Below are 15,539 nucleotides of genomic sequence, written 5' to 3'. Positions count from 1 at the left end.
CGAGTACAGATCGGCCCCCACGCCACCACTTCCGGCGCTGCTCGAATCCCGCGACAAGGCGATCAGCTCTGCCGGGATCACCAGAGAAGGTCACGTGGTGACCAGGTCACGCAGCCGAGCCAGCCGGGCCGGACCGATGCCGTCCACTTCGCTGAGCTGAGTCACCTCGGTGAACCGGCCGTTCGTGGCGCGCCAGGCGAGGATCGCTTTCGCGGTGACCGGTCCGACGCCCGGCAGCGCGTCGAGTTCGGCTTCGGTCGCGGTGTTCAGGTCGACGCGGCCGGCGCCACCGGTGATGTTGGTATCCGGACCGGCGCCGACCGAATTCCGGCCCGGCCCGGAGCCGGCGGCGCTGATCATGGCACTACCCAGTCGGGGCTGCCCTGATTGCGGGTCGGAAGCCCCGACAACGACCTGGTCGCCGTCGGTGAGCCGTTGCGCGAGATTCAAGCCGACCAGATCGGCCCCAGCCCTGGCTCCACCGGCGATCTCGATGGCATCGGCGACACGGGCCCCGCCGGGCACCCGGTGCAGCCCTGCCCGCTCGACCAAACCGACCACGCTGACGACGAGTTCGATGTTCTCGCTCGGGCCCGAATTGGCCACCGCGGCGACCACGGCGGTCGGATCCGAGCGCGGAGTGGGAGCTTCGGCCCGCACCGCGGGTACCGACGGCACCGACTGCGCCACCGGCCGATCGCGGACCACCATCACCGCCGTCAACACCATCGCGACCAGTCCCACCACCCCCAGTGCCAGCGCGCCACGCCGGCCCGGATCCAGCCGAGCCTGCCGAAACCGAGCCGGTACCAGTGAATTCCGGCCACGCGCATCGGCTCCATCATCGAGCCAGCCAGGCTTTCCCACCTGTCCTGGCGGTACCTCCCCCACCGGAAGCTCATCATCGCCCCAGCGCCCCGCGCCGACTCTGGCGTGCTGATCGGTCATCACAGCGCCGTCGCCCGCCTCCTCTCGCTCCAGTGCGTTCGACCGTGGTGCGTCGTGCACCGCCAGCCCGCCCAGCCGCTGCCGTACCCGCTCGTGCTCTTCGTGTCGTGACATGGCAGCGACGCTAAATCACCACAGAAGTCCGAAACCCCTAGCAACCAGCGCTTTCAACTAACCTGTGGATAACCTCGCCCCTGTGGACAACTCCGCCTGATCGGCTCGTCGGCCGCGAAATCCAGCAGACGCACCGAATACGGTGCGCCCATGGCCGATTCCCTGTACGCAGATACCCATGACCCTGGCGCATCGATTTCGCGACTTCGCCATTCGAGAGGCCCGAGACAACTCGCCGCTCTACCACCGGCGTGCGCTCGAGATCGCGGACGATCCAGCGGTTTTGGCGTTGATAGCCCAATTGCCCACGGACAAACAACAACCCAACCTGGTGCTGGCAGCCGCACGCATACATGGAGTGGATGCGCCGTCCTACGGCGAGTTCCGCGAGCAGCTCTGCCGGAACTGGGCTGCCATCTCGGCGACCGCATTGGCTCGCCGCACACAGACCAACGAGGTCGGGCGCATGGCGGCGCTGCTGCCCGCCCTGGCCGAACTGCCAGGCCCGCTCTCGCTCATCGAGGTGGGGGCCTCCGCGGGATTGTGCCTGTATCCGGACCGTTTCAGCTATCGATACGGCGAGGTCGCGCTGGACCCGCCGGACGGCGAATCACCGGTGTTGTTGGCGTGCCAGATGACCGGGCCGGTGCCCATTCCGGCGGCAATGCCCCGAGTGGTGCATCGCGCAGGCGTGGACTTACACCCGCTCGATGCCACCGACCGGGGAGACCGAGACTGGTTGACCGCGCTGATCTGGCCGGGGCAAGACCACCGTGTGGCGAGATTGCGCGCCGCCTGCGACATCGCGGCAACGGACCCGCCGAGGCTGGTGACCGGCGATCTGACTCAGCGGGTCACCGAACTCGTGTCCGCCGCTCCCACCGACAGCACGGTGGTGATCTTCCACAGTGCGGTGCTGGCCTACCTGCCGATCAGCGCACGGCACGAGTTCCGGGCGATGGTGCGGGGGTTACCGTGCAGGTGGATTTCACAGGAAGGGGCGGGGGTGCTTCCGTGGCTGATCGGCGCGCTCCCCGAAGTGGATTCGGGGAGCGCTCGGATGGTGGTGGCGATGGACGAGGTGCCGCTCGCGTATGCCGGTCCGCACGGGCAGACGCTGGACTGGTTCGGATAGGAACAGGACGGGCAACCTCAGAGCCGGCGCATGACCGAGACCACCTTGCCGATGACTGTCGCTTCGTCGCCGTCGATCACCGAGTAGGCGGGGTTGCACGGTTCGAGACGGATGTGGCCGTTGCGGCGGCGGTACACCTTGACGGTGGCCTCGTCGCCGATCATGGCGGCGACGATGTCACCGGAGTTCGCCTCGCGCTGGCTGCGGACCACCACGAGGTCGCCGTCGCAGATGGCAGCATCGATCATCGAGTCGCCCCGCACACGCAGACCGAAAACCTCACCGCGACCGACCAGTTCACGCGGCAGGGTGAGGACGTCGTCGGTGTGCTGGTCGGCGGTGATCGGGGCGCCTGCCGCGATGTCGCCGACAACGGGCACCGTGACCGCGGAATCGGAGTCGGGGCCGGATGCGCCGCGCAGGAACATGCGCACGTCGATGGGCCGGGTCATCGAGGCGCTGCGGCGCAGGAAACCGTCGTCCTCGAGCGCTCTGAGGTGTTTGGACACCGTGGAGGTGGAACGCAGACCCACCGCGTCGGCTATCTCTCTGGCACTGGGCGGGTAGCCGTGGGCGAGCACCGAATCCCTGATCACGGCGAGGATGTGTTGTCTGCGCGGGGGCAGGTTCGCGGTGTCGAGGTAGTCGAGGTCGTCGTATGCGGTCACCGGTGCATCGTAGAGCCCGGTTCAGCGACACTCGCCGGGCAGCACCACCACACCGAGCGCGCCCACACCCAGATGCACACCGAGGGTGGGCCCGAATTCGACGACGTGCAGTTCGGCCACCTCGCGCGCTTGCTCACGCACCTGCGCCGCAATGGTTTCCGCCACTTCGGGCGCGCCAAGATGCTGGATACCCAGCGTCGCCCCGCCGTCGCCTGCCGCCTCCACCGCGGCGGCGACCAGCTTGCTGTACGCGCGCGATCGGGTCCGCACCTTCTCGCGCAGTTCGAGCTTGCCTTCTACCAACTGCAGCAGCGGTTTCGACACCAGCTCGCTGCCGAAGAACGCCGCTGCGCTGCTCAGTCTGCCGCCTTTGCGCAGTTGCTCGGTGCGGTTGACCAGGATGAAGGTGCGAGCGCGGGCGGCCGCGCTCACGGCGCACTCGTAGACCACGTCCAGTGCCTGCCCCGCTCGTGCCCGGCGGGCGGCAGCGAGGACAGGCAGTCCCGTCGCCAACCCGGCACCGAGCGAATCGACCAGGCGCACCTGATCTTCGCCACCCATGTCCTGCACGGCCTGCCGCCCGGCCTCCCAGGTCGCCGACAGTCGGCGCGACAGGTGCACGGCCACCACACCGTCACCACCGCTGCGGGCCATGGCCCGTTCGTAGACTTCGCGCAGTTCGCCCGGCGAGGCCGCCGAGGTCGTGACGGAGTCCGCGCTGTAGTCGATCTCGACCGGTTCGACACCCTCACGGATCTGCCGGTCGCCGACGAGCACATGCAGCGGCACCACTTCGATGCCGAGGTCGGCGACGAGGTCGGCGGACAACCCGGCCGCCGAATCGGTGACCACCACAACGGCCACGGACTACCGGACCTCCTGCAGCGCCTTGGTCATCGCCGTGGCGACCGCCGTGTGCCCGGCCCAGCCCCAGTGGATGCCGTCCGGGTTCGCCGAGTCCGACTCGATGTCATCGCGCACGGCGGCACCGAGGTCGACCAGCGGCACCGAGGTACGTCCCGACCACGCCTGCAACGCCTTCACCGCGCGGGCCCGCCCCCGGTGCACGCGACCGTAGGCCGCACACCGGTGCACAGACGGCAGAACCGCCACCACGGGCAACTCCGGACGCAGATGTGCCAGGGCCGCACGCGACTGCTCGAGGTAGTCGACGCTCACCCGCGGCGGAAGGGCAACGGGGCGACCGAGTTTCGACAGTTTCGGCTGCAACCAGTTGTAGGAGGCACGCACACCGCGACGCAACCGGGGCGGCCGGATGTAGCGGATCATCTCCCGCAGCGCGGTGGGCAGCGGAGAGGGCAGCGTGTCCATGCCGCCGACCGCGAAGACCACCGCGCCGGCGCGCGGGACCGCGGCCCACACCCGCGGGTCACCGATCAGCGCCCAGTAGGCGTCGCGGCAGGTCCACCCGATCCGGGCGACGAGTTCGACATCCCAATCCAGTTCGGCCGCCACCAGGTTCGGCCAGATCCGTGGATCATCTGCGGGCAGGCCGCCCTTCGGGCCGAAGTAGGCCAGGGAGTCCGCGATCACCAGCAACACCGGTCGCGGCGACGCCGGTTCCACTGTTGCCGATCCCGCCTGGGGCTCGATCGACGCGCTGTCGGCTTCGGCCACGGTGAACGAGTCCGCCTGTGTGACAGCGTTGTCGACGAGAGTGGCGGTGGCATCAGGTTTCGCGTCGCCGATCCCGGGCACGGCCGGCGCAGGAGCGAGTCCAGTGGGGGCGGCAGCCGACTCCGTATCGGGCGCGGTGCTCCCGGAGGTAGCTGCCTGTGCGTCGCTGACCCCATACTCCACCGTCGACGCATCGGGCATTGTAGGTGCGGCCACAGCCGCATCGGGCGTGGCCTGCTCGACGGGATGGGCCACCGGAGGCGTGGAGTCAGGGCTGGAAATCACGGAGGTGACTGCGCTGTGCACGGCAGCCGACGGCGCAGCCGCAGAGGTACTCGCGTCCAGAACGGCAGCGGCCGCCGAGTCGGACTCCTGCACGGGCGGCACTTTTGCGCCGGCAGCCGCGCTATCAGCGTCCGACACGGTCGAATCCGATGTGACACCCGAAGTCCCCGCGCCGACGGACGCCGTGCGGGCAACGTCCACACCGCTGGTAGCCGCGCCGACACCGTCCACACCGTCAGCAACCGCGCCGACCCTTTTCACGCCGTCAGCAACCGCGCCGACACTGTCCACGCCGCTCACAGCCGCACCGACACTGTCCACACCGTCAGTAACCGCGCCGACACTGTCAGCGTCCACGCCCTCAGCAGCCGCATCGACACTGTCCACGCCGTCGGCAACCGCCGGCGCGACGGCATCAGCATCGCCGGATACCGCTTCGGCATCGGAATCGCCTGCCGCCGAACCGGATCCGATGGCGACGGCCGGCGAGTCGATCGGCGCGGCAGGGATCACGGCCGGTTCGGGGGGCGGGCCGAACAGGGCATCGGGCAGCGATCGGGTGCTGCGCGCGGTGACACGTTTGAAGAGTTCGTCCGGTACCGAACGGATCGGCTCCTCACGCTCGGGGCGCTGGGGCCGGGCCGGTGGCGGGCCGAACAGCGCGTCCGGCAATTGCCGTCCGGGCTTGGCCGTCACCTGCTCGAACAGTTCGTCCGGTACCGATCGGACGGGCTCTTCAGAGGACATCGGGAGCTACCTTCGCCGCTGCGTTCCAAACATCGAGGCGCCAGCCGGGCCGATCGACATCCGGGCCGTGGCTGGACAACTGCACCCAGCTGGTATTGGCCAAACCGCCGAGGGCGGGCCAATTCTCCGGAGGCAGATCCAGCAACGCGGCTGTCAGGGCCGCGATCAGCCCGCCGTGCGCAACCAGGATGATAGTCCGACCGGGCCAATCCTGCCGGTCGTTGTACAGTTCGCGCACCACCGGCAGCGAGCGCGCCCCCACCTCGAGCTTGCTCTCGCCACCGGGAGGTGTGTACGTGGCGTCCAGGCGCCACTGCACGCGCGCACCGGGGTAGTCGGCGTCGACTTCGAGGTGGGTCAAGCCCTCCCAGTCGCCCAGGCTGGTCTCCCGCAGCCGCTGATCGGTGACGACCGGCAGATCGCTGAGGTCGCCGAGTGCCTGCGCGGTCTCCTTGGCACGACGCAGATCGGATGCGTGGATGGCGATGGCGTTACGCGAAACCAGTTCGCGCGCAGCTTCTTTGGCCTGTTGACGACCGAGCTCGGTGAGGTCGGTGTCGATCTGGCCCTGCATCCGGTCGGCGGCGTTCCATTCGGTCTGCCCGTGCCGCAGCAGGATCAGCGTGCGCACATGGGCGTACTTGCTCACTCGCTGTCTGCCTCTGCCTGCGCGTCGTCGTCGGCGGCCGGAGCAGTAGGTGCGGCGATGCCGTCGACGGGGACCGTCGGGCAGTCGCGCCACAGGCGCTCGAGTGCGTAGAAATTGCGCTCGTCGTTGTGCTGGATGTGGACGACGACGTCGACGTAGTCGAGCAGTGCCCAACGGCCCTCACGGGTTCCCTCGCGACGCACCGGCTTGTGCCCGGCTTCGCGCAGCTTGTCCTCGACGTTGTCGACGATCGCGGTGACCTGGCGCTCGTTGGGCGCGGAGGCGATCACGAAGCAGTCGGTGATCACCAGCTGTTCGGACACGTCGAGGACGACTACATCGGTGGCGAGCTTGTCGTCGGCCGCGAGTGCGGCGACTCTGGCGATCTCGACCGCTTCGGCGGTGGCGCTCATGCCTTACCTTCCGTTCCTGCGGGCACGTAGAGGTGCCGCTTCGATATGTACTGCACCACGCCATCGGGGACGAGGTACCAGACCGGCCGACCCTCCGCGGCGCGGCGGCGGCATTCGCTCGACGAGATGGCCAGCGCGGGGATCTCGATCATCGTGACGGCATCGGCGGGAAGATCCCGCAGATGCTCCTCGAGATGGTCGGTGTTCAGCTCGTACCCCGGACGGCTCACCCCGACGAACTTCGCCAGTTCGAACAGTTCGGTCCAATCCTGCCATGTCAGGATGTTGGCCAACGCGTCCGCACCGGTGATGAAGTACAGCTCGGCATCGGGATGGGCGCTCTGCATCTCACGCAGGGTGTCGACGGTGTAGGTGACCTTGTTGCGTTCGATGTCGGCGCGGCTGACCGAGAACCGCGGATTGGACGCGGTGGCGACGACGGTCATCAGGTAGCGGTCCTCGGCCGGGCTGACCTCTTTGCCGACCTTCTGCCAAGGCTGACCGGTGGGTACGAAGATCACTTCGTCGAGGTGGAAGCGGTTCGCGACCTCACTCGCCGCGACGAGGTGGCCGTGGTGGATGGGATCGAAGGTTCCGCCCATCACGCCGAGTTTGCGTCGCGGCCGAGCTGTCTCGTGCATGGGGTCCGAGCTTAACGGGCCGACCACCACTGCGGCGGACCGGACCGCTCCATGCCCGCGTGACCCGGGCCGGACCCAGAGGCCTGGGCACACATCTGGGCGAGCTGGGCACGGGTCCGGCGCAGCTCCTGGGTGACGTGAGCCGCCGGGTCGGCGGCGACATGCCGGTGCAGTTCGGCCAGCAGTACATCCAGCGTCATCCACCACGGTCCCCGTGTCCGGCCCCGCGGCCCGCGCAGCTGCAACCAGGCGGCCGCGCGCAGGCAGCGGGCCCGCGCCACGATCTTGCCCTGTTCACCCCACAGGGCCGCGGCCCGCAGATAACCGCCAAGGGCCTCGGGTTCCTGTCCGCAGCACTCGCGGGCGACCGCCGCCGACCACACCAGGTCGGCGTGGCGGTGACGATCGGCGGTCGGGGACGCGAGCAGTCGCGCGGCCTCGGTGAACTGCCAGGCGGCCTGACGGTAGCGACCCAGGTGGTTCAGCGATTCCGCGTACTCGGCGCGGACCTGCGCGAGCTCACCGGGTGGGTAGTTGCTGTGCCCGCCCAGCAGCGGGCGGTCGAACGCGCTCACCGCCTCCGCGTGCTCGCCGGCCCGATGCCACGCGCGCCCCGCGACGATCCACAGATGCGCCGAGTCCGCCGCCGAAATCGGGTGCCAGCAGGTGGCGGCCGATACGGCGGCACGGGCGAGGTCCGGGTCGCGTCGTGGTTGCGCCGCGATCGCGGTGACCAATTGGGTACGCATCGCCGCGAGTTCACGGTCGCCGAGCGCACCGAGACCGATGACCAGCGCACGCCGCAACTGTTCCTCCGCCGCGACCGGAGCGTCGGCCAGCCGGGCGGCCGCCAACCTCGCCAATCGTCGTGCAGCGTGGGCGCCCGCGCCCGGTGTGAATTGCCGTGCAGGCGATGTCTGTCGATCGGATCGCTCGTCGTCACGCGACGCCCCTGCCAGCATGGCGATGATCTTGGTCGTGCGTACCTGTGACGGGCTTAACGTCTGCTGAAGTGGTCCACCTCGGCCCACCCGGGGGCCCTCATCAGACGGGCAGCAACCGCGAGACCACCTCGGTCAGTTGGCGAGCCGATCGGCATTCGTGCATCTCGATCACCGATGCGTAGTCGTGGGCCGCTGAATCACCGGTCCCCCACAGCTTTTTCGGCTCCGGGTTCAGCCAGTGGGCGTGGCGGGCGGTCTCGGCCAGTTCACGCAGGGTGTCCAGGCGAGGGTTGCGGTAGTTGGTGCGCCCGTCCCCGAGGACCAGCAGGGAGCTGCGGCTGGTGACGGCGTCGGCGAAATTGTCGGCGAAGCTGGTGAAAGCCTGGCCGTAGTCGGAGTGGCCGTCGGCGTCGATGATGCGGGATTCGGTGAAGATCCTGGTCAGCACGTCGTCGAGGCCGGCATGTGGGTCGAAGAATCCGGTGACCTCGTCGGTACGGTCGACGAAGGCGAAGATCCGTACCCGGGAGAACTGTTCGCGCAGTGCGCTCACCAGCAACAGGGTGAAATTGCTGAACCCGGCCACCGAACCCGAGATATCGCACAGCAGAACCAGTTCCGGGCGACCCGGGCGGGGTTTGCGGTTCACCAGGTCGATCGGGACACCGCCGGTGGACATCGAGGCGCGCAAGGTCTTGCGCAGGTCGATCTCACCGCGGCGGGAGCGTTTGCGCCGCACCGCCAGTCGTGCGGCGAGGATGCGGGCCAAGCGCTGGGTCCCGCGACGCAGTTCGGCCAGCTCACGCTCGGAGGCGCGCAGAAAGTCGGCGTCCTCGGCTTGGCGGGCCACCCCGTAGGAGGCGACCCGGTCGCGGCCGATCTGTTCGGCGACGCGCCGGTTGGTCTCGGCTTCCACACTGGCCCGGAACCCGGCGATCCGTTCACGCGCGAGCCGCCGCGCGACCTCGGTATCGCGGTCACCGGCATCCGGCGGCAGGGCCAGCCCCGCGAGCACCCGCGAGAGCAAGGTCTGGGGCGCGAGATCTTTCATGGCTTGATAGGCGGAGAACGAAGGTCCGCGGGCCGACTGGTACTGCCCGAGCTGCTCGACCACCTGCCCGGCCAGCAGTTGCAGCTGGGTGTCGCTCTCCTCGCTCGCGAGCAGTTCGGCGAGCTGTTCGCGCAGGGCGGCCATGTCCACCTGGCCTTCGGGCGTGCGCGGCAGCTCCGGTGTTTCGGCGCTGCGCTGCCCCACCGCGACGGGAAACCACAGGTCGAACAGTCCGTCGAAGGTGGCGCGGTGAGTGGGCCTACGCAGCAGCGCACACGCCAGCCCTTCTCGCACCGCTTCGCGGTCGAGCAGGTCGAGCACGGTGAGCACCCGGCCCGCGTCGACGGTTTCCGACGGCCCGACCGGTACCCCACGGGCCCGCAGCGCCGTCACGAAACCGGCGAGGTGGCCGCCGAGGCCGTGGGGTGGCGGCGCGGTCATGATCAGCTCAGTTTCAGCTCGGCCAGTGCCCGCTGATGGTCGCTGCGGTGCTTGAGTACCACGCCGAGGGTGGCGCGCACAGTGGCGTCGTCGAGGTCCTCGGCGCCCAACGCGAGCAGGGTGTTGCCCCAGTCGATCGATTCCGCCACCGAGGGAAACTTCTTGAGCTGCATCCCGCGCAGCACGTGCACGATCCGCACCAGCTGCTCGGCGACCGTTGCCGAGAGCTGCGGTACCCGGCTGGCCAGGATGCGGCGCTCGAGGTCTTCGTCGGGGAAGTCCAGGTGCAGGTACAGGCAGCGGCGCTTGAGCGCCTCCGACAGTTCCCTGGTCGCGTTGGAGGTGAGTACCACGAACGGCTTGCGGGTGGCGGTGATGGTCCCGAGCTCGGGGACGGTGACCGCGAAGTCGCTGAGCACCTCCAGCAGCAGGCCCTCGATCTCGACGTCGGCCTTGTCGGTCTCGTCGATCAGCAGCACCGTCGGCTCGGTGCGGCGGATCGCGGTGAGCAGCGGGCGCGAGAGCAGGAATTCCTCGGTGAAGACGTCGGCTTTTGTTTCGGCCCAGTCGTTTTCGCTCGACGCCTGGATCCGCAGGATCTGCTTGGCGTGGTTCCACTCGTAGAGTGCGCGGGCCTCGTCGACGCCCTCGTAGCACTGCAACCGGACCAGTTCGGCGCCGGCGACCTCGGCCACCGCGCGCGACAGCTCGGTCTTGCCGACACCGGCCGGACCCTCGATGAGCAATGGTTTACCCAGCCGGTCGGCCAGGAACACCGAGGTGGCGGTGGCCTTGTCGGCCAGGTAGCCGGTGGTGGCGAGCCGTTCGACGACATCGTCGACGGAGGTGAAGATCGGATCCTGTACCAGCGTCACGACTACACCGGCCGAGTCTGGCCGTCGCCCCACACGATCCACTTGGTGGAGGTGAGTTCGGGCAGTGCCATCGGGCCGCGGGCATGCAGTTTCTGGGTGGAGATGCCGATCTCGGCGCCGAACCCGAACTGCTCGCCGTCGGTGAACGCGGTCGAGGCGTTCACCATCACCGCGGCCGCATCGACCCGGCCGGTGAACTCGCGCGCGGCCGCCAGGTCGGCGGTGACGATGGCCTCGGTGTGGCCGGTACCCCAGGTGTTGATGTGCTCGACGGCGGCATCGAGATCGTCGACCACCTTCAGCGCGATGTCGAGGGTGAGGTACTCCTCGCCCCAGTCGGCGTCGGTGGCCGGGACCTGGCCGGGCAGGTCACCGTGGATGGTGACACCCGCGTCCTCGAGCGCCTTGCTCAGTCGCGGCAGCGCGGCCTCGGCGACGGCGGCGTCGATCAGGACGGTCTCGGCGGCATTGCAGACGCTGGGGCGGCGGGTCTTGGCATTGAGCACGATGGCCTCGGCCATGTCCAGGTCGGCGGCCGAGTGCACGTAGACATGGCAGTTGCCGGTGCCGGTTTCGATGGTGGGCACCTGCGCGTCGCGGACGACGGCGTTGATCAGGCCCGCGCCGCCGCGCGGAATCACCACGTCGACCAGGCCGCGCGCCTGGATCAGGTGGGTGACGCTGGAACGGTCGTGGCTGGGCAGCAGCTGCACCGCGTCGGCCGGGACGCCTTGGGCCACGAGGGCTTCGCGCAGCACTTCGACGAGAGTGGCGTTGGAGTTCGCGGCCGAGGACGAGCCGCGCAGCAGCGCCGCGTTACCCGATTTGAGCGCGAGACCGAACGCGTCGACGGTGACATTGGGACGAGCTTCGTAGACCATGCCGACCACGCCGAGCGGCACGCGGGTCTGCCGGATCTCGAGACCGTTGGGCAGCGTGGAGCCGCGCACCACGACGCCGACCGGGTCGGGCAGCCCGGCGACCTGCCGCAGTCCCGACGCGATCCCATCGATGCGGGCTTTGGTGAGACGCAGCCGGTCGAGCAGGTTCGCCTCGGTGCCCGCGGCCTGCGCGGTCGCGATGTCCTCGGCATTGGCCGCGAGAATCCGATCGGCGGCGGCGAGCAGGGCGTCGGCCGCCGCGTGCAGTGCGTCGTTCTTCTGCGCCGTGGTCAGCTGAGCCAGCACCCGGGACGCGACGCGAGCCCTGCGGGCGGCGTCGTGCACCGCGGCGCGGATGTCGAGCTCGGGGGTCACTTCTACCGTCATGGGTATCAGCGTACGCAGTGCGGTCGAGCCGTTTGCCGCCACCCGCACCCCGGAATACGGCTCCGACCGGCGGCGGGACAGAGTTGTCCACAGGGTCTTGCGCCGCACACGAAGTCGTTCATCGAGCACTGCTCCGAACCCACGCCAGGCTCGCGCAGCCCGACCGCCCGGCCCGCCGATCAGCTTCGCGACCTCCCGAAACCGGACGAATCTCATCCGCCACGGTGGCTCGGACCCGGCCGCGGTCGCGCGGTCGCAACTAGGTTGGCCGGTATGAATTCCGATGCGCCGACCGTGGTCGTGCTGGGCAGCGTCAACATGGATCTGGTGACCAGCACCGAGCGCAGGCCGACGCGGGGTGAGACCGTGCTGGGGTCCGGGTTCGCGACGGTTCCCGGCGGGAAGGGCGCGAATCAGGCGATCGCGGCGGCACGGTCGGGTGCGCGGGTCCGATTCCTCGGGGCGACCGGCGACGACGCGTTCGGGGAGACGCTGCGTACCACCCTGTCGGAGGCAGGCGTCGACATCACCTTGCTGCGCCGCGTCGACGGTGCCAGCGGAGTCGCGACCATCGTCGTCGACGAATCCGGGGACAACAGCATCATCGTGGTCACGGGCGCCAACGGGCGCATGACCGAACTGACGCCCACCGAACTCGCGACGATCGCGGCGGCCGACATTCTGCTGTGCCAGTTGGAGATTCCGGTCGACACCGTGGTCGAGGCCGCCCGCCGTGCCCGTGCGTCGGGCACTGTCGTCGCGCTGAACCCGTCGCCGGTCCGGCCACTTCCGGGCGAACTCTGGGCGGCCGTGGACGTCGCGATCGTGAACACCCTGGAGTTCGAACAGTTTCGCACCGAGCTGGCACAGGTACCGCACGTGGTGCGCACGCTGGGCGAGGAGGGAGCGTTGTATCGCGGCGCCGACGGGACCGAGCTCGCCGTGGCCGGGCTACCCGTCGACGTGGTCGACACGACCGGTGCGGGTGACGCCTTCACCGGCGCACTGCTCGCCACCTGGCGGCAGGGCGTCGACACGGCCGTGAAATGGGCGAACATCGCTGGAGCCTTGGCCACGACACGACCCGGCGCGAGCGCCTCCATTCCCGGCTGGGAAGAGATCGAGACGATCCGCCGCTCTTCATGAGCGGAGGCCCGACGCTGCCGACCGCCTCGGCCCGCGACCGACGCGAAGGCGACGGGGCCTGCGCGTCCGAGCATCGCCGCCGCACCCAGCGATGCTGCGGCACCACGTCGTCATCGGCTTCTGTACCGCCCGTCGAACTTGTCGGTGGGGCAAGGCACCATGGGGCGCATGACCACAGCGGCAGGCAACGATGTGCTCGACCTGACGGCTCCTGACCTGCGCGATCGAGCCGAGGAGCTGCTCACCGAGCTGGCCGGCCCCGACGCGCGGTTGCGGGAGGATCAGTGGATCGCGATCGAGGCGCTGGTGGTGCAGCGCAAGCGCGCGCTGGTGGTGCAGCGCACCGGCTGGGGTAAATCGGCGGTGTACTTCATCGCCGCGAAGCTGTTGCGCCGGGCGGGGCGCGGTCCCACGGTGATCGTGTCGCCGCTGCTCGCGCTGATGCGCAACCAGGTGGCCGCCGCCGAACGGGCGGGTGTGGTGGCCGCGACGATCAACTCGGGCAACGTCACCGAATGGGACGAGATCCATCAGCGGGTGGCCGACGGTGAGGTCGACGTGCTGCTCGTGAGCCCGGAACGGCTGAACAACCCGGACTTCCGCGATCAGGTGCTGCCGCGCTTGGCCGCCGACGCCGGGCTGGTCGTCATCGACGAGGCGCACTGCGTGTCGGACTGGGGCCACGACTTCCGGCCCGACTACCGGCGCATCCGCACCCTGATCGCCGATCTCGGGTCCGAGGTGCCCGTGCTGGCGACCACGGCCACCGCCAACGACCGGGTGGTCACCGATGTGGCCGGGCAGATCGGTACCGACACGCTGGTGTTGCGTGGCACCCTCGACCGCGAGTCGCTGCACCTGTCGGTGGTCCGGTTCGACGATGCGGTGCAACGCACGGCCTGGCTCGGCGCGCAACTGAACCGGATGCCCGGCTCCGGCATCATCTACTGCCTCACCGTGGCGGCGGCCAACGATCTGGCCGACGTGCTGAATTCGCACGGCCACACCGTGGCCGCCTACACCGGTCAAACCGATCCGGCCGAACGGGAGGCGCTGGAAACGGCGTTGCTGGACAACGAGGTGAAGGCGCTGATCGCGACGTCGGCGCTCGGGATGGGGTTCGACAAGCCCGACCTGGGGTTCGTGGTGCACGTCGGGGCGCCGTCCTCGCCGATCGCCTACTACCAGCAGGTGGGGCGCGCCGGGCGCGGCACCGCGCGTGCCGAGGTCGTGCTGCTGCCCGGGCCCGAGGACGCGCGAATCTGGAGTTACTTCGCTTCCGTGGCCTTCCCCCGCGAGCACATCGTGCGCTCGGTGCTCGACGCGCTCGACACCGACCGGCCGATGTCGACAGTGGCGCTCGAACCACTGGTCGAGTTGAACCGGTCGCGGCTGGAAATGGTGCTCAAGGTGCTCGATGTCGACGGTGCGGTGCGGCGGGTACGCGGCGGCTGGCTCTCGACCGGGCAGCACTGGACTTACGACACCGAACGCTACGAGCGTCTGGCCGAGGCCCGCGCGACCGAGCAGCAGGCGATGATCGACTACCAGTCGACGTCGACGTGCCGGATGGCCTTCCTGCGCCGCCAGCTCGACGATCCCGGGCTCGAGGGACTCGCGACCGCGGAGGCCGACTGCGGGCGCTGCGACAACTGCACCGGCACCAGCCCCGACACCACCGTCGACGCCGACGCCGTGGCCGCCACCCGAGCCCGCCTCGACCGGCCAGGGCTCGATCTGGCACCACGTAAACAGTGGCCCAGTGGCATGGCGAAGTTGGGAATCCCGTTGTCGGGCAAGATCACCGGCGGTGCCGAGACCGGCCGAGTCCTCGGCCGACTCACCGACCTGGGTTGGGGTCAGCGCCTGCGCGCCCTGCTCGACGGCCCCGACGCCCCCGTCCCCGATGCCGTGTTCGATGCCTGCGTCGCAGTGCTGCGCGACTGGAACTGGACCACCCGCCCGAGCGCGGTGCTGGCCCTGGAATCACCCCGCTACCCCCAGCTGACCACCAGCCTCGCGGCCCGCCTGGCCCAGATCGGCAAGCTCGACAACCTCGGCACCCTGCACAACCGCCCCGACCGCCCCCCGGTCTCGGCCGCGAACTCGGCCCACCGAGTAGCCGGCCTCTTCGACTCCTGGGAAATTCCCGACCTCGCGGACGTGCACGGCCCGATCCTGCTGGTCGACACCCTCACCGACACCGGCTGGACGATGACCGTAGCCGCCCACGCCCTGCGCACCAGCGGCGCCGACGCCGTCCTCCCCTTCGCCCTGGCAACCCCCACCTGACCGGACAAAGCCCAACGTCATCCCGCACCACCGGCTCCACACGACCGCACCCGAGCCCGGCCCCGCCGCGCAGCAGCGCTTCGCGGCCGACCCGCCACCCTGCGCTCGAAACGCACCTGGCAACGCGAGCCTCGAACACAGGCCCACCACCCTGGACCCACAAACCCCAGGCACCAGCACGGAAAACCAACCCCGCACAACCCGCCCCCGAAGAGGGTCCCGCCGCGAAGCAGCGCTTCGCGGCCGAGCTGCCAGCCAGCGCTCAAAACGCACCCACGCAACGC

14 protein-coding genes are annotated in these 15,539 nt (G+C 69.4%); 3 read left to right on the top strand and 11 right to left on the bottom strand.

The window, feature by feature from the left end:
- Positions 1 to 90: 90 nt before the first annotated feature.
- On the bottom strand, positions 91 to 1,062 hold the full coding sequence (locus ACFO5K_RS00070) for a helix-hairpin-helix domain-containing protein (RefSeq protein ID WP_378555007.1): 972 nt from the start codon (positions 1,060 to 1,062) through the stop codon (positions 91 to 93).
- 178 nt (positions 1,063 to 1,240) lie between these two features.
- Here ACFO5K_RS00070 and ACFO5K_RS00065 point away from each other — a divergent pair, with 178 nt between their 5' ends.
- Positions 1,241 to 2,197, top strand: coding sequence for a DUF2332 domain-containing protein (locus ACFO5K_RS00065; protein ID WP_378555006.1), 957 nt, complete (start codon positions 1,241 to 1,243; stop codon positions 2,195 to 2,197).
- A 17-nt stretch (positions 2,198 to 2,214) separates the two neighbouring features.
- Here the strand turns inward: ACFO5K_RS00065 and lexA are convergent, their stop codons facing one another.
- From lexA to ACFO5K_RS00015, 10 genes are all read right to left on the bottom strand, one after another.
- Positions 2,215 to 2,865, bottom strand: coding sequence for a transcriptional repressor LexA (gene lexA / locus ACFO5K_RS00060; protein WP_378555005.1), 651 nt, complete (start codon positions 2,863 to 2,865; stop codon positions 2,215 to 2,217).
- A 21-nt stretch (positions 2,866 to 2,886) separates the two neighbouring features.
- The gene (locus ACFO5K_RS00055; RefSeq protein WP_378555004.1) at positions 2,887 to 3,729 is read right to left on the bottom strand and encodes a DegV family protein; all 843 of its coding nucleotides are present in this window, start codon (positions 3,727 to 3,729) and stop codon (positions 2,887 to 2,889) included.
- Positions 3,730 to 3,732: 3 nt separating this feature from the next.
- Entirely contained in the window at positions 3,733 to 4,452 is a 720-nt protein-coding gene (gene octT, locus ACFO5K_RS00050; protein ID WP_378555171.1) for a diglucosylglycerate octanoyltransferase, read from the bottom strand.
- Between the two features lie 1,072 nt (positions 4,453 to 5,524).
- On the bottom strand, positions 5,525 to 6,184 hold the full coding sequence (locus tag ACFO5K_RS00045) for a histidine phosphatase family protein (protein WP_378555003.1): 660 nt from the start codon (positions 6,182 to 6,184) through the stop codon (positions 5,525 to 5,527).
- Entirely contained in the window at positions 6,181 to 6,597 is a 417-nt protein-coding gene (gene rsfS / locus ACFO5K_RS00040; protein ID WP_378555002.1) for a ribosome silencing factor, read from the bottom strand. Before rsfS ends, ACFO5K_RS00045 begins: the two co-directional genes overlap by 4 nt.
- Positions 6,594 to 7,238 carry a nicotinate-nucleotide adenylyltransferase gene (nadD, locus tag ACFO5K_RS00035; protein ID WP_378555001.1) on the bottom strand — a complete coding sequence of 215 codons (645 nt, stop codon included), beginning with the start codon at positions 7,236 to 7,238 and terminating at the stop codon, positions 6,594 to 6,596. Before nadD ends, rsfS begins: the two co-directional genes overlap by 4 nt.
- An 11-nt stretch (positions 7,239 to 7,249) precedes the next feature.
- Positions 7,250 to 8,101: a hypothetical protein gene (locus tag ACFO5K_RS00030; protein ID WP_378555000.1), complete on the bottom strand. Its 852-nt coding sequence runs from the start codon at positions 8,099 to 8,101 to the stop codon at positions 7,250 to 7,252.
- Between the two features lie 181 nt (positions 8,102 to 8,282).
- Entirely contained in the window at positions 8,283 to 9,674 is a 1,392-nt protein-coding gene (locus tag ACFO5K_RS00025; RefSeq protein ID WP_378554999.1) for a vWA domain-containing protein, read from the bottom strand.
- A gap of 2 nt (positions 9,675 to 9,676) precedes the next feature.
- Complete coding sequence (locus tag ACFO5K_RS00020; RefSeq protein WP_378554998.1) at positions 9,677 to 10,549, bottom strand: AAA family ATPase; 873 nt, start codon at positions 10,547 to 10,549, stop codon at positions 9,677 to 9,679.
- A 2-nt stretch (positions 10,550 to 10,551) separates the two neighbouring features.
- Positions 10,552 to 11,817 carry a glutamate-5-semialdehyde dehydrogenase gene (locus ACFO5K_RS00015; protein WP_378554997.1) on the bottom strand — a complete coding sequence of 422 codons (1,266 nt, stop codon included), beginning with the start codon at positions 11,815 to 11,817 and terminating at the stop codon, positions 10,552 to 10,554.
- 273 nt (positions 11,818 to 12,090) lie between these two features.
- On the opposite strand from ACFO5K_RS00015, the gene ACFO5K_RS00010 reads away from it, so the two are divergent.
- Both ACFO5K_RS00010 and ACFO5K_RS00005 read left to right on the top strand, forming a co-directional pair.
- Complete coding sequence (locus ACFO5K_RS00010; protein ID WP_378554996.1) at positions 12,091 to 12,963, top strand: ribokinase; 873 nt, start codon at positions 12,091 to 12,093, stop codon at positions 12,961 to 12,963.
- A 168-nt stretch (positions 12,964 to 13,131) separates the two neighbouring features.
- On the top strand, positions 13,132 to 15,255 hold the full coding sequence (locus tag ACFO5K_RS00005) for a RecQ family ATP-dependent DNA helicase (RefSeq protein WP_378554995.1): 2,124 nt from the start codon (positions 13,132 to 13,134) through the stop codon (positions 15,253 to 15,255).
- The last annotated feature ends 284 nt before the right edge of the window (positions 15,256 to 15,539 follow it).

Source organism: Nocardia halotolerans (assembly GCF_042650145.1).
In the GTDB taxonomy this organism is placed as follows: Bacteria; Actinomycetota; Actinomycetes; order Mycobacteriales; family Mycobacteriaceae; genus Nocardia; species Nocardia halotolerans.
The sequence above is the reverse complement of the archived record's forward strand: the minus strand, read 5'-3'. Positions and strand labels throughout refer to the sequence as shown.